The sequence below is a fragment of the Pantoea sp. E2023-21 genome (assembly GCF_051302795.1).
GTDB classification, from domain to species: domain Bacteria; phylum Pseudomonadota; class Gammaproteobacteria; order Enterobacterales; family Enterobacteriaceae; genus Pantoea; species Pantoea ludwigii_A.
This window is the reverse complement of the sequence record NZ_CP195344.1, coordinates 342,942-367,755: the sequence shown is the minus strand read 5'-3', so window position 1 is coordinate 367,755 and position 24,814 is coordinate 342,942. Positions and strand designations below refer to the sequence as shown.

At 54.4% G+C, this 24,814-nt stretch carries 21 protein-coding genes and 3 tRNA genes; 3 read left to right on the top strand and 21 right to left on the bottom strand.

The genetic code is table 11. From position 1 onward, the window contains the following. The first annotated feature begins 1 nt into the window (after position 1). Together ACRQ84_RS01790 and zitB are read left to right on the top strand one after the other, a co-directional pair. Positions 2-3,067, top strand: a complete 3,066-nt coding sequence (locus ACRQ84_RS01790) for a hybrid sensor histidine kinase/response regulator (protein ID WP_483817019.1) — start codon at positions 2-4, stop codon at positions 3,065-3,067. Then, positions 3,036-4,004 carry a CDF family zinc transporter ZitB gene (gene zitB / locus ACRQ84_RS01785; RefSeq protein WP_064740601.1) on the top strand — a complete coding sequence of 323 codons (969 nt, stop codon included), beginning with the start codon at positions 3,036-3,038 and terminating at the stop codon, positions 4,002-4,004. The genes ACRQ84_RS01790 and zitB overlap by 32 nt, the downstream gene beginning before the upstream one ends. Here zitB and pnuC read toward each other — a convergent pair. The 3 genes from pnuC to ACRQ84_RS01770 all read right to left on the bottom strand — a co-directional run bounded on the left by pnuC (position 3,998) and on the right by ACRQ84_RS01770 (position 6,451). Then, the gene (pnuC, locus tag ACRQ84_RS01780; RefSeq protein WP_483817018.1) at positions 3,998-4,720 is read right to left on the bottom strand and encodes a nicotinamide riboside transporter PnuC; all 723 of its coding nucleotides are present in this window, start codon (positions 4,718-4,720) and stop codon (positions 3,998-4,000) included. The two genes, zitB and pnuC, sit on opposite strands and share 7 nt — an antisense overlap. Positions 4,721-4,747: 27 nt before the next feature. Continuing rightward, a complete protein-coding gene (gene nadA / locus ACRQ84_RS01775) occupies positions 4,748-5,809 on the bottom strand; it encodes a quinolinate synthase NadA (RefSeq protein ID WP_483817017.1) in 1,062 nt (353 codons plus the stop codon). A gap of 135 nt (positions 5,810-5,944) precedes the next feature. Continuing rightward, positions 5,945-6,451 carry a methylated-DNA--[protein]-cysteine S-methyltransferase gene (locus ACRQ84_RS01770; protein ID WP_483817016.1) on the bottom strand — a complete coding sequence of 169 codons (507 nt, stop codon included), beginning with the start codon at positions 6,449-6,451 and terminating at the stop codon, positions 5,945-5,947. Positions 6,452-6,609: 158 nt separating this feature from the next. Here ACRQ84_RS01770 and ACRQ84_RS01765 point away from each other — a divergent pair, with 158 nt between their 5' ends. Then, positions 6,610-8,070 (top strand): AlkA N-terminal domain-containing protein, encoded by a 1,461-nt coding sequence (locus ACRQ84_RS01765; protein ID WP_483817865.1) that lies wholly within the window; start codon positions 6,610-6,612, stop codon positions 8,068-8,070. Positions 8,071-8,510: 440 nt separating this feature from the next. Here the strand turns inward: ACRQ84_RS01765 and ACRQ84_RS01760 are convergent. The 18 genes from ACRQ84_RS01760 to sucA all read right to left on the bottom strand — a co-directional run bounded on the left by ACRQ84_RS01760 (position 8,511) and on the right by sucA (position 24,780). Next, a tRNA-Lys gene (locus ACRQ84_RS01760) sits at positions 8,511-8,586 on the bottom strand. A gap of 28 nt (positions 8,587-8,614) precedes the next feature. Next, positions 8,615-8,690 (bottom strand) — tRNA-Lys (locus ACRQ84_RS01755). Between the two features lie 53 nt (positions 8,691-8,743). After that, positions 8,744-8,819, bottom strand: a tRNA-Lys gene (locus tag ACRQ84_RS01750). A 166-nt stretch (positions 8,820-8,985) separates the two neighbouring features. Then, positions 8,986-9,780 (bottom strand): cell division protein CpoB, encoded by a 795-nt coding sequence (cpoB, locus tag ACRQ84_RS01745; RefSeq protein WP_064740596.1) that lies wholly within the window; start codon positions 9,778-9,780, stop codon positions 8,986-8,988. Between the two features lie 9 nt (positions 9,781-9,789). Then, entirely contained in the window at positions 9,790-10,311 is a 522-nt protein-coding gene (gene pal, locus ACRQ84_RS01740; RefSeq protein ID WP_007890635.1) for a peptidoglycan-associated lipoprotein Pal, read from the bottom strand. Positions 10,312-10,375: 64 nt separating this feature from the next. Further along, positions 10,376-11,671, bottom strand: a complete 1,296-nt coding sequence (tolB, locus tag ACRQ84_RS01735; RefSeq protein WP_064740595.1) for a Tol-Pal system beta propeller repeat protein TolB — start codon at positions 11,669-11,671, stop codon at positions 10,376-10,378. Positions 11,672-11,787: 116 nt separating this feature from the next. Beyond that, positions 11,788-13,065 carry a cell envelope integrity protein TolA gene (gene tolA, locus ACRQ84_RS01730; RefSeq protein WP_483817015.1) on the bottom strand — a complete coding sequence of 426 codons (1,278 nt, stop codon included), beginning with the start codon at positions 13,063-13,065 and terminating at the stop codon, positions 11,788-11,790. A gap of 25 nt (positions 13,066-13,090) precedes the next feature. Further along, positions 13,091-13,519 (bottom strand): colicin uptake protein TolR, encoded by a 429-nt coding sequence (gene tolR, locus ACRQ84_RS01725; protein ID WP_008107389.1) that lies wholly within the window; start codon positions 13,517-13,519, stop codon positions 13,091-13,093. Positions 13,520-13,532: 13 nt separating this feature from the next. After that, positions 13,533-14,219, bottom strand: a complete 687-nt coding sequence (gene tolQ, locus ACRQ84_RS01720) for a Tol-Pal system protein TolQ (RefSeq protein WP_007890639.1) — start codon at positions 14,217-14,219, stop codon at positions 13,533-13,535. Further along, on the bottom strand, positions 14,216-14,638 hold the full coding sequence (ybgC, locus tag ACRQ84_RS01715; protein WP_191322252.1) for a tol-pal system-associated acyl-CoA thioesterase: 423 nt from the start codon (positions 14,636-14,638) through the stop codon (positions 14,216-14,218). The genes tolQ and ybgC overlap by 4 nt, the downstream gene beginning before the upstream one ends. Before the next feature lie 180 nt (positions 14,639-14,818). Further along, entirely contained in the window at positions 14,819-15,112 is a 294-nt protein-coding gene (ybgE, locus tag ACRQ84_RS01710) for a cyd operon protein YbgE (RefSeq protein WP_483817014.1), read from the bottom strand. Beyond that, a complete protein-coding gene (cydX, locus tag ACRQ84_RS01705) occupies positions 15,112-15,225 on the bottom strand; it encodes a cytochrome bd-I oxidase subunit CydX (protein ID WP_007890642.1) in 114 nt (37 codons plus the stop codon). The genes ybgE and cydX overlap by 1 nt, the downstream gene beginning before the upstream one ends. A 15-nt stretch (positions 15,226-15,240) precedes the next feature. Beyond that, a complete protein-coding gene (gene cydB, locus ACRQ84_RS01700; RefSeq protein WP_483817013.1) occupies positions 15,241-16,380 on the bottom strand; it encodes a cytochrome d ubiquinol oxidase subunit II in 1,140 nt (379 codons plus the stop codon). A gap of 11 nt (positions 16,381-16,391) precedes the next feature. Then, a complete protein-coding gene (cydA, locus tag ACRQ84_RS01695; protein WP_483817012.1) occupies positions 16,392-17,963 on the bottom strand; it encodes a cytochrome ubiquinol oxidase subunit I in 1,572 nt (523 codons plus the stop codon). Positions 17,964-18,628: 665 nt separating this feature from the next. Beyond that, complete coding sequence (gene sucD, locus ACRQ84_RS01690; protein WP_064740590.1) at positions 18,629-19,504, bottom strand: succinate--CoA ligase subunit alpha; 876 nt, start codon at positions 19,502-19,504, stop codon at positions 18,629-18,631. Beyond that, positions 19,504-20,670 (bottom strand): ADP-forming succinate--CoA ligase subunit beta, encoded by a 1,167-nt coding sequence (gene sucC / locus ACRQ84_RS01685; protein ID WP_007890646.1) that lies wholly within the window; start codon positions 20,668-20,670, stop codon positions 19,504-19,506. Before sucC ends, sucD begins: the two co-directional genes overlap by 1 nt. A 60-nt stretch (positions 20,671-20,730) precedes the next feature. Further along, positions 20,731-21,957, bottom strand: coding sequence for a 2-oxoglutarate dehydrogenase complex dihydrolipoyllysine-residue succinyltransferase (gene odhB / locus ACRQ84_RS01680; protein WP_064740589.1), 1,227 nt, complete (start codon positions 21,955-21,957; stop codon positions 20,731-20,733). A gap of 15 nt (positions 21,958-21,972) precedes the next feature. After that, positions 21,973-24,780, bottom strand: coding sequence for a 2-oxoglutarate dehydrogenase E1 component (sucA, locus tag ACRQ84_RS01675; protein ID WP_064740588.1), 2,808 nt, complete (start codon positions 24,778-24,780; stop codon positions 21,973-21,975). Between the last annotated feature and the right edge of the window lie 34 nt (positions 24,781-24,814).

Below are 24,814 nucleotides of genomic sequence, written 5' to 3'. Positions count from 1 at the left end.
GATGTATCTGCTACTCAGCATGCTGTTGCTGAGTGTCATGGCTAAAGCCGATCTGCAACCCGCCAGCAGCGTGATGTTACCTGCGATGATGCCTGCGCCGCACGCCGAGCCATGGCCGGGCGCAACGTTACGTGTTGCCGTTCCGGCACAAAATAGCGCGCCCTGGGCGATGCGCATTGGCGACCATATTTGGGGCATCGATGCTGATTATCTCAGCGCCCTTAGCCAATTGACGGGCACTCGTTTCACGCTACAAAGTTATAGCGACCGCGCTCAGCAATTGCAGGCGCTGCAGCGCGGCGAGGTGGATCTGGTATTAAGTAATCAACACACTCCGCTTCCGCCCGATATTCTGCTGAGCGACAGCTGGTACAGCAGCCCAATCCGTATCTATCGTAATCGCGATAATCAGCGCGCGGTGATGTTCAACAGCGATACCGCGCAGCTCACCATCGCCGAAGCGACATTAACGCAACTGCCTGCCAGGTTTGTACAACAGCATCGCTGGCACACCTTGCCAGGCGATTTGCAGGCGCTGTATGCGCTGCTCAATCAGCAGAGCGATTATCTGGTCGCTGATGAGGCCAGCGCGGGCTTTTTGCTGGGCCAGTTGCAGCAAGGCCAGATTTACCAAATTACCGCCGATCCCGGCGCAGGCGAGCTGATGCTTCGTGCGTTAGCGCGCGATGCAGCATTGATCCACTGGCTCAACAGCCAGCTGCGCCTGCTGCCCGCCGAGTTCAGCAGTCGCGTTCAACAACGCTGGAGTCCGCCGCTGCTGCGCTATCAGGACACGCAAACCTTGATGTTCTCGGCCAGCGAAAAGCGGTGGCTGGCGCAGCACAGTGAAGTTCCCTATGCGGTTGAGGCGGATAACGCGCCGTGGAGCTATCGCGACAGCAACGGCAACGCGCGCGGCTTCGGCATCGATCTGCTAAACGCATTGAGCCAAACTACCGGCCTGCGTTTTACGCCGCGCTGGGTCAACAATCCGCAACAGGCGGCTACGCTATTGCAACAACAGCAGGTGATGCTCAACCTCTTACAGCCTTTGTATGGCGACGATCCCGGCAGCAATACGCTGCCGGTATGGCGCGCCATTTGGGGGATTTATACGCTTTCCACCTATCAGCCGATGAACTGGCAATCGTTACAAGGCCAGCGCGTCGGGATATTGCGCGATGATTTAGCCATGCGTTTATTGCCATCGGGCATCACGCCGCAGCCGTTCGACGATCGGGCGCAGCTTTGGCAGGCGCTGAATAACGGCCAGATTGATGCACTGGTTGATAACGTGCTGTCCGCCCGCTGGCGCATGGCGAATCATGAAGAGAATCGTGTACATCTGGCATTTGCTGCCAGTGATATTGCCTGGCCGCTGGCGCCGCAGGTGAGCGCACATCAGCCTGAGCTTAGCGCCCTGCTCGATCATGCATTGCAGCAGATCCCGCCCGATACGCTTAATCAGATGCGTGTGAGTTGGTCGCAGCCGCCGCAGCCCGGCACAACGATGGCGATGCGCAACATTCCGTTAATGATTTTGATTGCGGCTGGCGTGATTATTGTGTTGTTGTTGGGATTACTGTTACGCCGCTATTGGCAACAGCGTCGCGATCGGTTGCAGCGTGAACAAGCAGAACGTGCCAATGCGGCCAAGAGCCAGTTTCTCGCCACCGCCAGCCACGAGCTACGCACGCCGATGCAGGCTATTCTCGGTTTACTGGAGCTGGAACAGCAGCAGCATCCGAGCGAACGTCTGGCGCTGATGCACAGCAGCGCGCGATCGCTGATGGCGCTGCTAAACGACCTGCAGGATCACGCGCGTATTGAGAGCCAGAGCTTTCGCCTTGCGCCGCGCCCGCTCAATCTGACGCTTTGGCTACAGCAACAGCAGCAGTTCTATCATCCCTTGATGCGCGAAGACGGACCGAACTTGATTGCCGAAGCGCTGACGCCGCTGCCTGCCCGCGTGTTACTCGATGGCGATCGCCTGCAGCAAGTGGTGAATAATCTGGTGGCAAACGCGTTGAAGTTTACCCGTGAAGGCGAAGTACGTCTGACGCTGGCGGTTGATGAACAAATCCAGCTTACGGTCGCCGACAGCGGTAGCGGCATTCCGCTCAACGAACAGGCTCAGCTGTTCGAAGCGTGGTACCAGGCGCCATCGGGTAAACGTCATGCGGTGCAAGGCAGTGGGCTGGGCTTGTTTATCTGTCGTGAAATTGTGCAACGTATGGGCGGTTCGCTAACGCTCACTTCAGAACCGGGACAGGGCACTACCGTCAGCGTGGCGTTGCCGCTGATACTGAGCGAAGAACCGTTAACCGAACGCACAGCAAGCTGGCCACTGTACCCGCAACTGCGCGTGGCGATCGTAGACGATCACCCAACCAATCTTTTGGTGATGCAACAGCAGTTGGCGAACTTTGGCGTGGAGGCGCAGGTGTTTGAAGAGGGCCGAGCGCTGCTGCGCGCTGATGCCCAACACCCCTTCGATATTCTGTTTATCGATCAGATGATGCCGCGCCCAGATGGTTTGGCGCTGTTGCGTATTCTGCGCCGTCGCCAACGCCAGCGCGGCACAGCCATGCTGCGCGTGCTCTGCTCTGCTGACGTGCAACTGCTGAAAATCAATTTGCAAGACGATGAAGCCTTACTGCTCAAACCCATCGAACTCGATCACCTGGCGCCATTGCTGGCGCGAGCGGTGCAGGATCCCCTTGCCGCGCTGCCACACAGCTTATTGATTCTGGCACAGCATAATCAGGCGTTTATTCCGCGCATCTGCCAAACGCTGCAGCGCACGCTGCAACAAGATCGGGATTCGCTGCTGAACGCGTGTGACACCCAGGATTGGTCGGCGCTGGAACACGCGGCACACCGTATGAAAGGCAGCGGGTTGATGCTGGGTATGGATGAGGTTGTCGAGCGCAGTGAACTGTTGATGATGCAGGCTAAACAGCAGCAGTTGCAGCTTGATAATCTTAATTTACTGATATCATTAACAAACAGGTTACTCAAACAACTGGAAAACTATGGCACACACTCATTCCCACGGTGCGGGTAACAGCAATCGCACGCGACTGGCTGCGGCGTTTGGCGTAACGGCGCTGTTTATGGTGGCCGAAGTGTTCGGCGGGCTGATTTCTGGCTCGCTGGCGCTGTTAGCCGACGCCGGACATATGTTAACCGATGCTGCGGCGCTGCTAATGGCGTTGTTGGCGGTGCAGTTCGCGCAGCGCAAGCCTAACGCGCGTCATACCTTCGGCTTACTGCGCCTGACAACCTTAGCCGCGTTTGTCAACGCTATCGCGCTGCTGGTCATTACCGTCTTTATCGTCTGGGAAGCGCTGCGTCGCTTTTATCAGCCGCAGCCGATTCAAGGCGGTTTGATGCTAAGCATCGCCATCGCCGGATTGCTGGCGAACCTGCTCTCCTTCTGGATATTGCATCGCGGTAGTGAAGAAAAGAATCTCAACGTGCGCGCCGCAGCACTGCATGTGATGGGGGATTTGCTGGGCTCGATCGGTGCCATTGCAGCGGCGGTGATCATTATGCTGACCGGCTGGACGCCGATTGACCCGATTCTGTCGCTGCTGGTGTCATTGCTGGTAGTCCGCAGCGCGTGGTCGCTGCTGCGTGAAAGTCTGCATGAATTACTTGAAGGTGCGCCGGGCCATATTGATGCGGATAAGCTGTCGCGCGAGTTGACGCGCAATATTGATGAAGTGCGTAACGTGCATCATGTACATCTGTGGCAAGTGGGTGAAAAACCGGTACTGACACTGCACGTGCAGGTGATTCCGCCGTACGATCATGACGGCCTGCTTCAGCGTATTCACCACTATCTGCATGAGCACTATCAAATTGTCCATGCTACGGTGCAAATGGAGTATCAGCCGTGTAGCGGCCCCGACTGCGAGCTCTGTTTAGATAACAGCGCCGCGCAGCACGATCACCATGATCATGCTGCGCTGGAAGGACATGCGCATCACCATCACTGATGTGACAGCGCGCGTGAGCCATGTTCGCGCGCGCTTTGCATCCACAAGCGCGAACCGTTAAGCGCAATCAACGTCAGAATCGCGTACTCGAGTGACATGGCATACACGCCCTGACGCGCAAAGATCATTACGCTAATCACGTTGATCACCACCCACAATAGCCAGTTCTCAACGTATTTACGTGTCATCAGGATCATCGCCACAATCGACAGCACCATCATGCACGAATCCCAGAACGGGAAGGCATCCGGCTGCAGTTGCGGCATCGCCACGTTGAGACCGACACTTTGCATGATGCTTACGGCAGTTTTGGTGAGTAAGGCAAAGACCGGATCGATATAAAGCGTCATCAGCGCAATCGCCACCACACACGCCGCGCCCCAGCCCAAGGCTTTTGACCGCGGCAGCCAGCGAATTTGCAGCTCAGTTTCATTGTTGGCGGTTTGCCGACTCCATGCGTACCAGCCGTAAACGTTGGCGACGAAGAAGAACAGCTGCAGCAATAAGCTGGCGTAAAGCTGGATTTGGAAGAAGATCACCGCGAACAGCGTGACGTTAATCAGCCCGAAAAAGTAGTTGATGATCTTTTCGAGGCTGGCGAGCCAGATGCACAGCAAGCCCGCCACGGTGCCGACGGCTTCAATCCACGACAGATCGTAACCGCCAACGCCGAGCGGAATGTGAACCAGAATGTTTTGCGTGCTAAAGAAGTCCATAACGGGCACCTGTGTTAAGGGTGCGCGTCATGCGTTCCCTTTTACCTTGAGTTTGAGATCTGCTGCAAAGGATAGCATGCGGTTGAGCGGTCGCAACGCGGCCTCACGCAATGCGCTATCCACATGAATTTCATGCTCGCTGCCACCACGCTCCAACCCTTCGGCAATCGCTTTCAGACCGTTCATCGCCATCCATGGACAGTGCGCACAGCTGCGGCAGGTTGCGCCTTCACCCGCCGTTGGCGCTTCCAGCAGCTCTTTGTTCGGTACCGCTTGCTGCATTTTGTAGAAGATGCCGCGATCGGTGGCGACGATCATTTGCGGATGCGGCAAGCTTTGCGCCGCCTGAATCAGCTGACTGGTGGAACCCACCGCATCGGCCAGATCAACAATTGCCTGTGGCGATTCAGGATGGACTAACACCGCCGCCTCAGGATAAAGCGCCTTCATGCGGTGCAATGCCTGGGTTTTGAATTCATCATGCACGATGCAGGCGCCTTGCCAGCACAGCACATCCGCGCCGGACTTTTGTGTGACGTAACGGCCAAGATGGCGATCCGGTGCCCAGATAATTTTCTCGCCGAGGCTGTCGAGATGTTCAATCAGCTCTACTGCGATGCTGGACGTGACCACCCAATCTGCACGCGCTTTAACAGCGGCCGAGGTGTTGGCATACACCACCACGGTACGATCGGGATGCTGATCGCAGAAGCGATTAAACTCTTCAATGGGGCAACCGAGATCGAGTGAGCATTCCGCCTGCAAGGTGGGCATCAGCACGGTTTTTTCCGGACTGAGGATTTTTGCGGTTTCGCCCATGAAACGCACGCCCGCCACCAGCAAGGTTTTGGCGGGGTGCGTGCTGCCAAAACGCGCCATTTCCAGTGAGTCAGATACGCAGCCGCCGGTCTCTTCCGCCAGCGCCTGAATTTCGGGATCGGTGTAGTAATGCGCCACCATTACCGCATCACGTTCTTTCAGCAAGCGTTTGATTTTATTTTTATAATAGGATTTTTCATCGTCACTGAGACGTGCCGGTTTCGGCGGGAAAGGATAGATCGCGCTTTCAGGATCGAACATCAGACTCATGACACGGCTCTCGTTTTATCAATTTAACAAAATTGCCTGTTACGGCAATGATGCGGCATCAAAACCGCCATCGTGTTTTATATGCTAAACACGATAACGGAATTGCGCGAGAGTGTCGTCCCTTTTTTGCGCGCGCTATAGCAACAATGCGCTGCTTAACGACTTCTGCGGACTTTCCAGCTGCAGCAGGAACGCTTTGACGGTGAGTCCACCGGCGAAGCCAGTGAGCTTACCGTTGCTACCGATCACACGATGGCACGGCGCCATAATCGATAGCGGATTTTTACCGTTCGCCGCGCCCACGGCGCGCACCGCTTTGGGATGGCCAATCTGCTCGGCGATTTGCTGGTAGCTGCGAGTTTCACCAAACGGGATAGTGAGCAAGGCCTGCCAGACTTTTTTCTGGAACTCGGTGCCGACGGTGTCGTACGGCATATCAAACTGCTGCCGCTCGCCGGCAAAATATTCGCGCAGCTGGCGTTCGGCCTCACACAGAATCGGATGCTGATCGTTACGGCTGATTGGCTTCAGCGGCACGCGCTGCGCCCCTTCGTTTTCCCACAGGATTGCCGACAATCCATTATCGGTGGCTACAAGTGTTAGCTCGCCAACCGGCGTCGCGATGATTTTGGCATGATACATGGTGCACCTCCGGCGTAATCTCTGCTGGCTATTATCGCATTTCCGCCGCAGGAAACTGGCTGTTTTCGGTCATCAGCATAAACTGGTTAGCTGTCCGAAAGCAGCGAGTTTTCCTGTTCTATTTGCGCAACCATGCCGTTTATTTGCCGGAGACGATGATGTTTGATGCTGAAATTGCTTACCAGGCGCTGACCTCGCGCGACAGTCGCTTCGATGGGCTGTTTTTTGTGGGCGTGACATCAACCGGCATTTATTGCCGGCCAATTTGTCCGGTGAAAGCGCCGATGCAGAAGAATTGCCTGTTTTTCAGCAGCGCAGAGGCCGCAGAGAAAGCGCACTTTCGCCCCTGTTTACGCTGTCGTCCGGAACTGGCACCCGGCTTTGCGCCAGTAGATAGTCATCATCGCATTGCCGATCGTTTGATTCGACGCATCGAAGAGGGCTTGCTGGAAGAGCAGGAGACGCTCGCAGACATCGCCCGCGAGTTCAACCTCAGCGAACGTCAATTACGTCGTGTGGTGCAGCAGGAGCTGGGTGTTTCGCCATTAGAATTGCGTCAGACGCGCCGTATGCTGCTCGCTAAGCAACTTCTGACGGAAACCTCGCTACCGGTAACGGAAATTGCCTACGCCAGCGGCTTCCGTAGCCTGAGACGTTTTAATGATGTGTTTCAAGCGCGCTACCGCATGACGCCTTCCCGCCTGCGCAAGCAGAGTCAGCCCGATTCTACTACTACGGTTCAGGAAAGCGCCGAACTGCGCCTGAGTTATCGTCCGCCTTACGATTGGGACGCGATGCTCGATTTTCTGCAACAGCGCGTCATGAAGGAGGTGGAATGGGTCAACGACGGCATGTATCACCGCACCGTGGCGTTGGGCAATTGTCGCGGCTGGGTGCGCGTGAGCCATATTGCTGAGAAACAGTCGTTGAAAGTGCAATTCACCACGTCGTTGACGCCAGTGCTACCCGCCCTGTTGCGTCGTCTACGCGATCTGTTTGATTTGGATGCGCAGCCACAGCGCATAGCAGAGCATCTCAGCCACGATGCGCTGCTGGCGGAGAGTTTATCGCGCTTTCCCGGTTTACGCGTTCCTGGTGCGTTTGACGGCTTCGAGCTAGGTGTACGGGCGATACTCGGCCAACAAGTAACGGTGAAAGCTGCAACTACGCTGAGTAGTCGCATGGCACAACGCTTTGGCGAACCGCTGGCAACGCCATGGCCAGAGTTGTCTCGTTTGCCGCCCAATGCCGAGGCGCTGGCAACAGCAAGTATTGATGATATCGCTAGCCTTGGGATTGTGAGTGCACGTTCTCATGCTATTCAGGCATTGGCACAGGCGTGTGCTTCTGGTGCCTTGCGATTCAACGCTGCGGTGAATCCTGATGTGGTTCAGCAGCAGTTGCTGGCGCTGAAAGGAATTGGGCCGTGGACAGCGAGTTATATCGCAGTGCGCGCGCTGCGTTGGCCTGATGCGTTTCCCAAAGAGGATATTGCGATTCGTAATAATCTCGGCGGCGTGAGTGCCAAAGTGGCGGAGCAGTTATCACAGGTTTGGCGACCGTGGCGCAGCTATGCGGTGCTGCATATCTGGAAAAGTCTGACGCCGGTTAAGAAGTAAAACAGTGCCTTTCCGGCGGAAATAAGGGGCGGTTACGTAAAGTCACCGTGGATACATCCCTGTAGGCTCTGCCGGCGCATCCATGCGCCGGAAGCTTTACTCCACCGCCCCTTATTCCCGCCTTCATATAAATACGTGCACTTATTTTTGAAGCGACTCTTGAGCTTGTTTGCTCTAAAAGGCGGGAGCGGAGGAGCGAAGCGTCCGAGCCATGGACAAAAACGCCGGGAGCGTTTTTGCACAACGCGAAGCGTTGCCCGCTTGCGGGCGAGCCTCATGGATGAGGCGAGTACTTGCGAGGCCGATCCACAGGGATGTGATGGGTCTTCGCGATCCGTCCCGCCTTTTAGGGCCCGGCACACATCCCAAAGCAACATCGCTAAAATTTATTAAAACGTAAAAAAGCAAAAAGGCGCCTTTAGGGCGCCTTTCTACATAACTGGTGGGTCGTGCAGGATTCGAACCTGCGACCAATTGATTAAAAGTCAACTGCTCTACCAACTGAGCTAACGACCCGCTGTGGGGCTTACAACCTTATACTTGATGGTGGGTCGTGCAGGATTCGAACCTGCGACCAATTGATTAAAAGTCAACTGCTCTACCAACTGAGCTAACGACCCATCAAGGTTGTGAAGCTTACTGAAGAAATCATCTCACTTACAACGGGTTGAGATGGTGGGTCGTGCAGGATTCGAACCTGCGACCAATTGATTAAAAGTCAACTGCTCTACCAACTGAGCTAACGACCCATCTTCAGTGCTGCCGATACTTGTTAAGATATGTCCCGGCAACGGCGGCATATATTACTGATTTAGCGGGAGGGCGCAACCCTTATTTTCCACTAAATGTCTCAATTGCTTACCTTTCATGCTGTAAGACCAGAAATCACACGAAATCCGGTCTTTTAAGCACAAATTACAACCCGGCGAGGCGTTTTTGCGCCTGCTTAGCAGAATCACTATTTGGGAATTGTTTGATCACTTGTTGGAAAACGGCCTTGGCTTTCGCCGTGTCGTTTTTCTCTTGCATGATCACGCCAACCTTAAACAGCGCTTCCGGGGCTTTTGGCGATTTCGCGTAATTTTTTACCACAGTGGCAAAATAGTAGGCCGAATCGTCTTTTTTACCCTTGTTGTAAAACAGCTGACCTAACCAATAATTGGCGTTCGGCTGATAGGTAGAATCAGGATATTTCTTCACCCAAGCCTGCAGGGCAGTAATCGCCTGATCGTACTGCTTCTTCTCCAGAATCAGCGCAACAGCAGCATTGTAATCCGTGTTCGCATCGCCGGTTTGAGCTGGCGCGGCTGCACTGGCAGTATTGCTGTTACCGCTATCAGAAGCCGCAGCACCCGCTGCAGCGGCATCTGCACCACCACTGGCCTGCGCACCGTTACTGCTGGAGCTGAGGCTGTCGATTTGCTGATAGAGCTGTTTCTGGCGCTCAATCACCTGATTAAGCTGATAGCTGTTTTGCTGGATTTGCCCGCGCAGCGAATCGATATCGCTTTGATTGTCGCTCATCTGCTGCTGCAACTGCTGCAGAAGCTGAGCCTGGGCATTAGAGATACGTTCAAGAGTGGTGACGCGGTCTTCGACCGAGCCTGAGCCAACGCTACTGATTGACGCCTGGGCATTAGCGGCCCAGGGGGCCGCTAAACCAACCAGTAACGACAGACTCAACAGATGAAGTCTGAAGTTACTCATCATAGGATTATCTTAGTAAACCAGTACGGCACGACGGTTTTTGGCATATGCCGCTTCGTCATGACCCAGTACAGCTGGTTTTTCTTTACCGTAAGAAACGATAGACATCTGGTCAGCAGAAACGCCTTTGCCTTGCAGATACATCTTAACAGCGCTTGCGCGACGTTCGCCCAGGGCGATGTTGTATTCCGGTGTACCGCGCTCATCCGCGTGACCTTCGATGGTCACTTTGTAAGACGGGTTGCCACGCAGGAATGCAGCATGCTGATCCAGCATCTGAGCGTAATCAGACTGCACGTCATACTTGTCCAGACCGAAGTAAACGATGTTGTTCTGCTGCAGCTGCTGCATCTGCAGGCGCGCTTGCTCGTCAGAAGACATGTTACCGTTCTGTCCCGCACCAGCACCGTAAGCGCCGTCGTTAGCGCCCATACCAGTCTGATCGTTGTTGTTGTTTTTGTGTGAGCTACATGCAGCTACTGCGATAACTGGCAGAGCCAGCATCAAACCTTTCAGCACTTTGTTCAGTTGCATTTCTTTATCCTATTATTTTGTTTGCCATACATTTTAATCCCCCGCCGTGCAGGGGACCTATGCATCACAGATACGGCGACCAGGCAGGGAATTTGACCTGTCCATCAGTTGCCGGAAGACGCGCTTTGAAACGCCCGTCGGTTGAAACCAACTGCAACACGGAACCCATCCCCTGAGTAGAGCTATAGATTACCATCGTGCCGTTTGGCGCCAGACTTGGCGTCTCATCCAGGAACGTGTCCGTTATTGTTTGAACGGCTCCCGTTACCAGATCCTGTTTGGCGACATGCTGAGCGCCACCGGCGCTGCTGATCATCACCATTGTTTTACCGTCGGTTGACACGTCCGAATCCTGGTTTTGCGCACCTTCCCAGGTAATACGTTGTGGCGCACCGCCGTTAACTCCAATTTTATAAATCTGAGGCGCACCGGCCTGATCCGAGGTATAGGCCAAGGTCTGGCTATCCGGGAACCACGTCGGTTCAGTGCTGTTGTAGCGACCATCAGTCACCTGACGCGTCTGACCTGAAGCCAGATCCATCACGTACAAGTTCAGGCTACCGGTTTTCGACAGCGCGAAGGCCAGTTTAGAACCGTCTGGTGAGAAAGCTGGCGCACCGTTGTGACGCGGATAAGAAGCAACCTGACGGATTGCACCGTTAGATAGCGTCTGAACCACCAGCGCAGATTTGCCGCTTTCGAAGGTCACGTAAGCCACTTTGCTGCCATCTGGCGACCAGGCCGGAGACATCAATGGCTGCGGTGAACGGTGAACCACAAACTGGTTGTAGCCATCGTAATCCGACACGCGCAACTCATACGGGAACTGACCGCCATTGGTCTGAACCACATATGCAATACGGGTACGGAATGCGCCTTTGATGCCGGTCAGCTTCTCGAACACTTCGTCACTGGCGGTGTGCGCTGCATAACGCAACCACTGCTTCGTCACTTTGTAAGAGTTCTGCGCCAATACGGTGCCTGGTGCGCCGCCGGTATCCACCAGCTGATAGGCAATTTGATAGCTGCCGTCAGCGTTTGGTGTGACCTGACCCACCACGACGGCATCAATACCTAATGCGCTCCATGCGGCAGGTTGAACTTCCTGCGCGCTAGCGGGTTGTTGTGGCAGACGCGAACGATCCAGCGGGTTGAATTTGCCGCTGTTGCGTAAGTCGGCGGAAACAATACCACCGATGTCTTCTGGTGCCGCGCCTGGGCCAGCCCATTGAAACGGAACCACACCAATAGGACGTGCGGTGTTAACGCCCTGCGTAATTTCAATACGGACTTCTGCATGGAGCATGGCTGCCCACAGCAGTACAAAAAAACCTAAGGTTACACGAAGTGCCTGCTTCATTTTTTCTCCCTTACCTGAACCAGAGGTTCATGATAATTCGCACAGTTCCTGAAAAACACGAGTACTCATAGAGTACGGCAAGCTAACCTTAGTTCAACCTGCCGTACGTTACTGCATTATTCTGGTTTGAAACGCATGGGTGCGTTTTTAAACACTTCATATACAGCCTGCGAAGGCGGCTTTGGAATACGTGCCTGCTTCGCAGCGGCGATAGCCGCCTGACACAAGGCGGGGTCACCACCTTCCGATTTAACATCAATCAGCAAACCATCCGGTGCCAGCTTGATGCGCAGGTTGCACTCTTTACCTTTATACAAATCCGCATCGTAGAAACGGCTCTGAATGGCTCCGACAACCTGGCCCAGATAAGAATTAATCTCCGCACCTGACGCACCCGCTTTCTTCTGATTGCCCTGCCCGGCAGCGCCACCCGATGCGGTGCCACTTTTCGGTGCATTCTTGCCAGAAGACAGTCCACCTAACAGATCGTCAACCGCGTTTTCGTTCTTCGCTGCTTCAGCGGCAGCTTTTTTCGCATCAGCCGCCGCTTTCGCTTTTGCATCCGCTTTTGCCTTCGCTGCGGCATCGGCCTTGGCTTTCGCCTCGGCAGCAGTCTTCTCTTTAGCTGCTGCAGCGGCTTTCTCTTTCGCCTCAGCAGCCGCTTGCTCTTTAGCCTCTTTCGCTTCCTGAGCCGCTTTCGCCTTTGCCTCGGCAGCAGCCTGCGCTTTGGCTTCTGCATCCGCTTTAGCTTTTGATTCTGCCGCCGCTTTTGCCTGCTGCGCCGCTTTCTCTTTCGCTGCTTCAGCGGCAGCTGCTTTCGCTTGCTCTTCCGCTTTCTTCTTCGCGTCTGCCGCGGCTTGCTTGGCTTCTTCTACCGCTTTGGCTTTGGCGTCGGCGGCCGCTTTTGCCTGCGCATCGGCTTCCGCTTTAGCATCAGCCTTAGCTTTCGCTGCGGCGGCTTCAGCCGTTTTCTGCTGTTCCTGCGCCTGCTTCGCAGCGGCTTCAGCGGCTTTCTGCTGCTCGGCCTGCTGTTTCGCCTGCTCTTTGGCTTCCTGCTGTGCCTGCAAGCGCTCTTTTTCCATCTCTTTCAAGCGCTGCTGCTCAGCAGCTTGTTTCTGTTGTAACTCTTCGGCCTGCTGCTGCGACTGTTTCTGCCGCTGCTGCTCGGCACGCTGACTGTCTCTTTGCTGATTCTGCTGGCGGTTGTATTGCTCAACCACGGCGCCTGAATCGACCATCACTGCGTCAATATCACTGCCGCCACCCCCGCCGCTGGATTCGATTTTCTCGTTAAACGAGCTCCAAATCAGTAAGGCGATCAGCACGATGTGCAGAATCACCGAAACGATTATCGCGCGCTTTAACTTGTCGTTCTGCTCGGTTGCCTTCGACACACTCGGTTCCCAAAAACGGTTCGCTTTAAATCGGCTGCGTCATCAAACCGACAGATTTCACGCCTGCCTGATGTAACAGGTTCAGCGCCTTGATGATTTCGTCGTAAGGGACGTCTTTCGCACCGCCGATCAGGAAGACCGTTTTCGGATTGGCTTCAATCCGGCGCTGCGCTTCGCTCACCACCTGCTCCGGCGGCAACTGCGTCATACGATCGTGATCCACGACCAGGCTGTACTGGCCGACGCCAGACACTTCCACAATCACCGGTGGATTATCATCAGTTGAGACGGTTTTCGAATCTGTCGCATCTGGCAGATCCACTTCCACGCTCTGGGTAATAATCGGCGCGGTTGCCATAAAGATGAGCAGCAACACCAACAATACGTCCAACAGCGGAACAATGTTGATTTCCGACTTAAGGTCGCGCTTACCGCGACCACGGGTTCTGGCCATCGTAAACCTCGACTTACTTCGTGTTGTCGGTGGAGAAAGCCTGACGATGCAGGATAGCCGTGAACTCTTCCATAAAGTTGTCGTAGCCCTGTTCCAGCTTGTTAACACGCTGGTTCAGACGGTTGTACGCCATAACAGCAGGAATGGCCGCGAACAGACCGATTGCAGTGGCGATCAGCGCTTCGGCGATACCCGGCGCAACCATCTGCAGCGTCGCCTGTTTTACCGCACCGAGGGCGATAAAGGCGTGCATGATCCCCCACACCGTACCAAACAGACCGATATACGGACTGATAGAACCTACGGTGCCAAGGAAAGGAATGTGGTTTTCCAGCGTTTCCAGTTCACGATTGAAGGAGATACGCATTGCACGGCTTGCACCCTCCACTACCGCTTCTGGCGCGTGATTGTTAGCACGGTGCAAACGCGCAAACTCTTTGAAACCGGAATAAAAAATTTGCTCAGATCCGCTCAATTCATCACGGCGTCCCTGGCTTTCCTGATACAGGCGAGACAGCTCAATCCCCGACCAGAACTTATCTTCAAACGCTTCGGCTTCGCGCCCCGCCGCATTTAAAATGCGCGTACGCTGAATAATGATCGCCCATGAGGCAATAGAAAAGCCGATCAAAATCAACATGATAAGTTTGACCAGAAGGCTCGCCTTCAGGAACAAATCAAGAACATTCATGTCAGTCACTGCTTGAACTCCGCGACAATAGACTTGGGAAGCGCAATTGGCTTCATTAGATGTGGGTTGATGCAGGCAATCAGGACTTCTGCTTCATTTAGCACTTTGCCTTCGGCATTCACGATACGCTGCGAAAATGTCATCGTTGCTCGCGTCATTGAAGTTACTTCTGTTTGAATTTCCAGAAGATCATCCAGACGTGCAGCCGCAACAAAATCGATCGTCATGCGTCGTACCACAAAAGCCACCTGCTCTTCCAACAGGACCTGCTGATTGAAATGGCGCTGGCGCAACATTTCGGTACGTGCTCGTTCATAGAAAGCAAGATAACTGGCGTGGTAAACCACACCACCGGCATCGGTGTCTTCGTAATAGACACGAACCGGCCAGCGAAACAGCGTTGTACTCACTCTACATCCCGGTCTCATTTTAAACGTTGCTACTATACGCAAGTGAGATCAGCTTGGGAATGGTCCGCCAGAGCCAGGAGAAAATAATTATCACAGGTTAACAACTGGAAGGATTTTTAGGATGTTTCTTGACCGGACGCTGACAAAACCTCACGTCAGCGCCTGAAAATGCAGCATTTTTAAGTCCTGAGCATGGACTTAATGGTAGAACCAGAAAATTCCTGCGACTAAAACCATCATTGCCGGCAAGGGTGAGAACCAAGCTTGCCAGCGCAGGCGCTGAGGACGAAACCCGGTACCGTGAATAACGCCAGTGCAGACGGCCCAAATCAGCAGCATTCCGTGCCCTATCGCTAAATCACTGGTGCGCGCGGCAAAGCGTGCGGGCTGCCAAATGACACAGCCCGCCAACCACAACGCGAGGATGAGCGAAAGGGCCCGAAGCGGGCCCTTATCCATCAGACGATACAGTGTCTGAATCAGTGTGCGCATTAGACTTGCTCGTCCTTCGCGCTGCTCTCTTCAACATGCTCCAGCGCCAGCGCCGTAATCACACCGAACGCACAGGCCAGCAAGGTGCCAAGAATCCAGGCAAAATACCACATGCTTAATCTCCTTAATCAGTACAGGGAGTGCGTATTGCTCTCAATGTGTTCTTTGGTGATACGGCCAAACATCTTGTAATAACACCAGGCGGTGTACGCCAGGATAATCGGTACAAAGATGATGGCAGCAATGGTCATTACTTTTAGGGTCAGTAGGCTAGACGTGGCATCCCACATTGTCAGGCTGATGCCCGGCACGGTGCTGGATGGCATGATGAACGGGAACATCGCAATACCGGCCGTCATGATCACGCAGGCTAACGTCAGTGAAGAGAAGATGAACGCCCAGGCGCCCTTCTCGATGCGCGAGCAGAGAATGGTCAGCAGCGGCAACACCACGCCCAACAGCGGGAATAACCACAACACCGGCGTCTGCTCAAAGTTCACCATCCATGCACCGGCTGCACGCACTACGTCTTTGCCCAGCGGGTTAGAGGCCGCGTGATGATCGATGACGCTTTTCACCACGTAGCCGTCGATGCCGTATTTAACCCAAACGCCTGCCAGTACAAAGCACACCATCATCACCAGCGCAGAGATTTGCGCAGTGCTGCGGCTACGCAGGTGCAGATCGCCTGCGGTACGCATCTGCAGATAGGTTGCGCCCTGCGTCAGGATCATCGCCACACTGATCACGCCCGCCAGCAAGCCAAACGGATTCAGCAGTTGGAAGAAGTTGCCGGTATAGAAGAGGCGCAGATATTCGTCAGCATGGAACGGCACACCTTGCAGCAGGTTACCGAACGCCACACCAATCACCAGCGGCGGCACAAAGCTGCCGATGAAAATGCCCCAATCCCACATGCCGCGCCAGCGCATATCTTCAATCTTCGAGCGGTAGTCAAAACCGACCGGACGGAAGAACAGTGACGCTAGCACCAGAATCATCGCCACGTAGAAACCCGAGAACGCCGCAGCATAGACCATCGGCCAGGCAGCAAACAGCGCGCCACCGGCGGTGATCAGCCAAACCTGGTTACCGTCCCAGTGCGGCGCAATACTGTTAATCATGATGCGGCGTTCGGTATCGGTACGACCCAGAATACGGGTCAGCATACCCACACCCATATCAAAGCCGTCGGTGACGGCGAAACCGATCAGCAACACGCCAATCAGCAGCCACCAGACAAAACGCAATACTTCATAGTCAAACATGGTAGCTCTCCTTATCCACGCACCGGCTGAGATGATGGTTTCAGCGTTTCATGATGATAGCGCCCCGTCTTCAGGCTGCTTGGACCAAGGCGCGCGAATTTGAACATCAGGTACATTTCCGCCACGAGGAACAAGGTATAGAGACCGCAAATCAGCGTCATCGAGAACAGGAGATCGCCCACGGTTAGTGAGGAGTTAGCGACTGCGGTGGGCAGCACCTCACCAATCGCCCATGGTTGACGCCCGTATTCAGCAACGAACCAACCGGCTTCAATTGCAATCCACGGCAATGGAATGCCGTACAATGCCGCTTTCAACAGCCAGCGGGACTTACCGATACGGTTGCGGATCACGCTCCAGAAGGAGAGCGCAATAATGCCCAACATCAGCACGCCACCCAGCACCATGATGCGGAAGGCAAAATACAACGGCGCAACGCGCGGAATAGAGTCCTGCTTGGCTTGCTGAATTTGCTCTTCAGTGGCATTCGCCACATCTGCGGTATAACGCTTCAGCAATAAGCCATAACCGAGATCCTGTTTGGTGGCTTCGAACTGGCTACGAACAGCAGGATCTTTACTGCCACCACGTAGTTCGTTTAACAGTGCGTAAGCTTTCATACCGTTACGAATACGCACTTCATGCTGCGCCAGCAAATCTTTCAAACCGGTCACCGGCGTATCGACTGAACGTGTAGCGATCAAGCCGAGCAGATACGGAATCTGAATCGCATATTTGTTTTCCTGCGTCTCCTGATCCGGAATACCGAATAGCGTAAACGCAGCCGGTGCCGGTTGGGTTTCCCATTCCGCTTCAATCGCTGCGAGTTTGGTTTTCTGCACGTCGCCGATTTCATAACCGGATTCGTCACCCAGTACGATCACCGACAAAATCGCGGCCATACCGAAGCTGGCTGCAATAGCAAAAGAGCGCTTAGCAAAAGCCATATCGCGCCCTTTTAGCAGATACCATGCGCTGATACCGAGAATGAACATCGCGCCGGTGGTGTAACCGGCGGCCACGGTATGCACAAACTTCACCTGCGCAACCGGATTAAGCACCAGTTCGGAGAAGCTCAACATCTCCATACGCATGGTTTCGAAATTGAATTCCGATGCGATCGGGTTCTGCATCCAGCCATTCGCCACCAGAATCCACAGTGCGGACATGTTCGAGCCGAGCGCCACCAACCAGGTCACCGCGAGGTGTTGCACCTTGCCCAGGCGATCCCAGCCGAAGAAGAACAGACCTACAAAGGTGGATTCGAGGAAGAACGCCATCAAACCTTCAATGGCGAGCGGCGCACCAAAGATATCGCCGACGTAATGTGAGTAATATGACCAGTTGGTACCGAACTGGAATTCCATGGTCAGGCCGGTAGCCACGCCGAGCGCAAAGTTGATACCAAACAACTTGCCCCAGAACTTGGTCATATCTTTATAAATTTGTTTCCCCGTGAGGACATACACGGTTTCCATGATCGCCAACAAAAACGCCATACCCAGCGTTAATGGCACGAACAGGAAATGGTACATCGCCGTCAGGGCAAACTGTAAACGCGACAGCTCGACAATATCTAACATGATGACTCCTTGCTCCTCGCATGAACTTCCCCTGCGGATGACAACGGCAAACAACAGACATTGACGCGCAGAATAAGATTCAGGAACGACTGATTATTGATTCCAGTTTTATTACTGAGATAACAGAGAAAATCTGTTGCCCGATATGCGTGAGTAACAGTGATATAAATTTCCCGAAAAACCGATCTTTTCAGTCTGGTTCAAGCAGGAGTGCGTCGAGGAGGCGACAGAATTGATTTAACAACGCCTGGCACAAACTCCTGAAAAATTATGAAGAAGACTGAATTGATGCAGCGCAATTTATACCGGTTGGCCCGTGCTTAGCCAGTGGTAAAGTTTGTTATAACTCGCCATTTATTGATCTGGATTAAAACTATAAATTTCCAGATATGTATCGTAAGAATGGTTGTTAATTAGTTGTCACAATCCGTGGGTTAAATTAAGAATATAATTACCTTTTCCGCAATTATTTAACCTCTATCTGCAAAGCCACGCATCAATTCTTTGACAGAGATCTAGCGCCTTTTCCCTTCTTTACCTCGATGACAACCTAAGCATAGCCGCACTTTCTTCACCCGTTGCGCTTTTCCCCCTAATTTTTAGCAGGATATTGCCAAAAAAAAGACCACCCGAAGGTGGCCTTTCTGCATCACAACCGTGATGAATTATTGGATGGGCAGAACCGCTTTAACTGCGTCACCAATGTCTGCCAGGCTGCGTACGGTTTTCACACCGGCCGCTTCCAGCGCAGCGAATTTCTCATCAGCGGTACCTTTACCACCGGCAATGATGGCACCAGCGTGGCCCATACGTTTGCCTTTCGGTGCAGTTACACCGGCGATGTAGCCGACAACGGGCTTGGTCACGTGTGCTTTGATGTAGGCAGCCGCTTCTTCTTCCGCGCTACCACCGATCTCACCGATCATCACGATCGCTTCGGTCTGTGGATCTTCCTGGAACAGTTTCAGGATGTCGATGAAGTTAGAGCCCGGGATCGGGTCACCACCGATACCGACGCAGGTTGACTGGCCGTAGCCGATGTCAGTGGTCTGCTTAACCGCTTCATAGGTCAGCGTACCTGAACGCGAGACGATACCCACGCGGCCCGGCTGGTGAATGTGGCCCGGCATGATACCGATCTTACATTCGCCTGGGGTGATCACGCCTGGGCAGTTCGGGCCGATCATACGCACGCCGGCTTCATCCAGCTTCACTTTCACGGTCAGCATATCCAGCGTTGGGATACCTTCGGTGATGGTGATGATCAGTTTGATGCCCGCATCGATGGCTTCCAGGATACCGTCTTTGCAGAACGGAGCCGGAACGTAGATCACGGTGGCGGTTGCGCCCGTCGCTTCTACCGCTTCACGCACGGTGTTGAACACCGGCAGACCGAGATGCGTGGTGCCGCCTTTGCCTGGCGTGACACCGCCAACCAGCTGCGTACCGTAGGCCAGCGCCTGCTCAGAGTGAAACGTCCCTTGACCACCGGTGAAACCCTGGCAAATGACTTTGGTGTTTTTGTCGATCAAAATGGACATTATTTACCCTCCGCTGCAGCGACAACACGCTGTGCAGCGTCTGTCAGGCTAGTTGCTGCAATGATGTTCAGACCGCTGTCCGCCAGTTTCTTAGCGCCCAGCTCGGCGTTGTTACCTTCGAGACGTACCACTACCGGCACGTTGACACCCACTTCTGCCACTGCACCGATGATGCCGTCTGCAATCAGGTCGCAACGCACGATGCCGCCGAAGATGTTAACGAATACCGCTTTAACGGCATCATCAGACAGGATGATTTTGAAGGCTTCGGTCACGCGCTCTTTGGTTGCGCCGCCGCCAACGTCAAGGAAGTTCGCTGGCTCACCGCCGTGGTGTTTCACGATGTCCATGGTGCCCATCGCCAGACCGGCGCCGTTCACCATACAACCGATGTTGCCATCCAGCGCAACGTAGTTCAGTTCCCACTGCGTAGCGTGTGCTTCGCGTGGATCTTCCTGGCTCGGATCGCGCATTTCACGCAACTCCGGCTGACGGAACAGTGCGTTACCATCCGCGCCCAATTTGCCGTCGAGGCAGATCAGATCGCCCTGCTTGGTGATCACCAGCGGGTTGATCTCAACCATCGCCAGATCGCGCTCGAGGAACATGGTCGCCAGACCCATAAAGATTTTGGTGAACTGGCTCACTTGCTTACCGGTCAGGCCGAGTTTGAACGCCAACTCGCGGCCCTGATACGGTTGTGGGCCTGCCAACGGATCCAGTGCCATTTTGTGGATTAAGTGTGGCGTTTCTTCTGCCACTTTCTCAATCTCAACACCGCCTTCTGTCGAAGCCATGAAGATCACGCGACGAGTCGCGCGGTCAACAACCGCACCCAGATACAGCTCTTGATCGATGTCAGTCGCGGCTTCAACCAGAATCTGGTTTACCGGCTGTCCATGCGCATCAGTTTGATAGGTCACCAGACGTTTGCCCAGCCAATGCTCAGCGAAAGCACGAATATCTTCTTTGCTGTTAACGACTTTCACGCCGCCCGCTTTACCGCGGCCACCGGCATGAACCTGGCATTTCACTACCCACGGACCGGCGCCAATTTTAGACGCGGCTTCTTCGGCCTCACGTGGCGTAGTGCAGGCGTAGCCTGTCGGCGCTGGCATGCCATAGCGTGCAAACAGCTGCTTCGCCTGGTATTCATGTAAGTTCATGATGTTCTATCCATTCAGGTAAGATTTTGGGCGCGCCTTCACACCGCGCGCCCGGCGAAATTAGACGTCCAGCAGCAGGCGAGCTGGATCTTCCAGCATCTCTTTCACCGCGACCAGATAGCCAACGGATTCACGACCATCAATCAGACGGTGATCGTAAGAGAGTGCCAGATACATCATTGGCAGAATCACCACCTGACCATTGACCGCCATTGGGCGCTCTTTGATGGCGTGCATGCCCAGAATCGCACTCTGCGGTGGGTTGATGATTGGCGTAGACATCAGCGAACCAAATACACCACCGTTGGTGATGGTGAAGTTACCGCCGGTCAACTCTTCAACCGTCAATTTGCCGTCACGGCCTTTCACCGCCAGCTCTTTAATTTTCTTCTCAATGTCGGCCATGCTCAGCGCATCGACATCTTTCAGCACTGGCGTAACCAGACCACGCGGGGTAGAAACCGCAATGCTCACATCGAAATAGTTGTGGTAAACCACATCTTCGCCATCAATAGACGCGTTAACTTCCGGGAAGCGTTTCAGCGCTTCAACCACCGCTTTGATGTAGAAGGACATGAAGCCCAGACGCACGCCGTGACGCTTCTCGAACGCATCGCCGTACTGCTTACGCAGGTCCATGATTGGCTTCATGTTGATTTCGTTGAAGGTGGTCAACATCGCGGTGCTGTTTTTCGCTTCCAGCAGACGCTCGGCCACACGCTTACGCAGACGCGTCATCGGTACGCGTTTTTCGCTGCGGTTAGCCACAGCGGCCTGCGGCGCAGCAGCGGCTGGTGCTGAGGCGGGTGCGGCTTTGCCGCTGTCGGCTTTCTTCGCCAGATGTTTTTCCACATCTTCACGCGTCAGACGGCCGCCAACGCCGGTGCCTTTAATCTGGCTGGCATCGAGGTTGTTTTCAGCGATCAGGCGGCGTACCGCTGGGCTAAGCGCATCGTTGCTCTCTTCTTCCAGAGAAGCAGTCTGGCGCTGTGCAGGAGTAGACTCGTTGCTTTCCGCTTTCGCTGCAGTCTCTTTTCCGCCGCTGTTGCCCTCTTTCAGTCGGCCCAGAATCTGGCGAGAAGTAACGGTAGCGCCTTCATCTTCCAGCACGGCTTCCAGGATGCCGTCAGCAGATGCAGGCACTTCCAGAACCACTTTATCAGTTTCAATCTCTACCAGTACTTCATCGCGGCTCACAGAGTCGCCAGGTTTTTTGTGCCAGGTTGCAACCGTTGCGTCCGCTACGGATTCAGGCAAATCGGGAACGAGAATTTCTACGCTACTCATTTTCTTTCCTTTTTATTAACCAAGGTTCAGCGCGTCATTAACCAGGTCTTGCTGCTGTTTTTGATGTACGGACATGTAGCCCACGGCCGGTGAAGCAGAAGCCGGACGGCCTGCATAACGCAGTGACGCACCAAATGGAACCACTTCGCGGAAATGATGCTGACTGCAATACCATGCGCCCTGATTCAGCGGCTCTTCCTGACACCACACGAAATCCTGCACATGAGCATAGTTTTTCAATACGTCCTGCACGACTTTGTGCGGGAACGGATAGAGTTGTTCGATACGCACGATGGCCACGTCGGTCTGCTCGTTTTTACGACGCTGATCCAGCAGATCGTAATAAACTTTGCCCGAACACAGCACCACACGTTTTACCTGCTGCGGATCCAGATCGTCGATCTCACCAATGGCCGGCTGGAAGCTACCGGTGGCCAACTCTTCCAGGGAAGAAATTGCCAGCGGATGACGCAGCAGCGATTTCGGCGACATCACGATCAGCGGACGGCGCATACCGCGCAGCGCCTGACGACGCAGCATGTGGTAAACCTGCGCTGGTGTGGAAGGTACGCACACCTGCATGTTCTGCTCAGCACAGAGTTGCAGATAACGCTCCAGACGCGCCGAGGAGTGCTCAGGGCCCTGGCCTTCATAGCCGTGCGGGAGCAACATCACCAGGCCACACATCCGGCCCCATTTCTGTTCGCCGGAGCTGATGAACTGGTCGATGACGACCTGCGCACCGTTAGCGAAGTCGCCGAACTGCGCTTCCCAAATGGTCAGCACGCGCGGCTCTGCGGTGGCGTAACCGTATTCGAAGGCCAGTACCGCTTCTTCAGATAACACGGAATCCCACACTTTAAACTGACCCTGACCGTTATGGACATGGTGCAGCGGCGTGTAAGTTGAACCGTTAGTCTGGTTATGGATCACCGCATGACGGTGGAAGAAGGTACCGCGACCGGTATCTTCACCGGAAAGACGCACCGGAATCCCCTCGTCAACCAGCGTGGCGTAAGCGAGGTTTTCTGCTCCACCCCAGTCGAACGCTTTGTTGCCTTCGGCCATCTCTTTACGATCGTTGTAGATCTTCGCGACGCGTGACTGCACTTCTACCGATTCCGGTACGCTGCTGATGCGGCGCGCCAGTTCCTGCAGACGTTTCAGTTCAACGGTGGCTGGATAGCTTTCGTCCCATTCATGGTTCAGGTACGGTGACCACGTAAACGAGTGCAGACTCATTGGACGCCATTCCGGCACCACGCACTCGCCTTCATCCAGCGCATCGCGGTACAGATTCACCATCTCGGTGGCATCTTCGCTGGTCGCTACACCTTCGCTTTCCAGCTGATCGGCATAGAGTTTACGCGGCGTTGGATGCTTTTTGATTTTCTGGTACATCAACGGCTGAGTGGCACTTGGCTCGTCGGCTTCGTTGTGGCCGTGACGGCGATAGCACACCAGGTCGATGAAGACATCACGTTTGAAGGTGTTGCGATAGTCCAGCGCCAGGCGAGTGACAAACGCCACGGCTTCTGGATCATCCGCATTAACGTGGAAAATCGGTGCCAGCACCATTTTGCCGATGTCAGTACAGTACGGTGTAGAGCGCGCATCTTTCGGGTTGGAAGTGGTAAAGCCAACCTGGTTGTTAATCACGATGCGAACGGTACCGCCCACTTCGTAGCCGCGCGCCTGCGACATGTTCAGGGTTTCCTGCACCACGCCCTGGCCGATAACCGCGGCATCACCGTGAATGGTGATCGGCAGAACCTTATTGCTGCTTGGCTCAGCCAGACGATCCAGACGCGCACGCACCGAACCCATGACTACCGGGCTAACGATTTCCAGATGCGACGGGTTGAATGCCAGCGCCAGATGCACCAGGCCGCCTTCGGTTTCCACGTCAGACGAGAAGCCCATGTGGTACTTCACGTCGCCGGTGCCGAGATGTTCTTTGTGCTTACCGGAGAATTCGTCAAACAGATCCTGCGGCTTTTTACCCAATACGTTGATCAGTACGTTCAAGCGACCACGGTGCGCCATACCCAGCACCACTTCGCGCGTACCGCTCTTGCCGGCGTGACGAATCATCTCGCGCAGCATTGGCACCAGCGCATCACCGCCTTCCAGCGAGAAGCGCTTCGCACCTGGGAATTTCGCACCCAGATATTTCTCCAGGCCTTCTGCCGCGGTCAGCTCTTTCAGGAAACCTTTTTTCTCGTCGTTGCTGAAAGACGCGTGGCCCACCACCGATTCCAGACGCTGTTGAATCCAGCGTTTCTCATCGGTGTTGTTGATGTGCATATACTCTGCACCAATCGAGCCACAGTACGTCTGCTGCAATGCCGCGAACAGATCAGCCAGCTTCATGGTCTCTTTGCCGATAGCAAAGGAGCCTACGTTAAAGCTTTCCTGAAAATCGGCGTCGGTCAGATCGTGATAAGCCGGATCGAGATCCGATACAGCGTCCTGTTTCCACAGGCCGAGCGGGTCAAGGTTGGCTTGCTGATGCCCGCGGAAGCGGAATGCATTGATCAGCTGCAGCACTTTAACCTGCTTGGAATTGGTCGCCGGATCGGTCACGGTTGAGGTGTAACGCGTAGCGTCTTTTGCCAGGCGGCGGAAGTAATCACGCGTGGTGGAGTGAAATTGCTCAGGTTTCACGCCAGTGCCCGGCAGCTGTTGGAACAGCTCGCGCCACATGTCATCAACTGAGTCAGGATCGGTCAGGAAATCCTCATAGAGTTGCTCTATGTAAGATTGGTTCGCGCCGGCCAGCCAGGAGGAGTCCAGCCAGGGTTTCATCGCGCTGTTCTGCATTGTGATCCCTTAAGCATTAATCTGCTTTTTATGA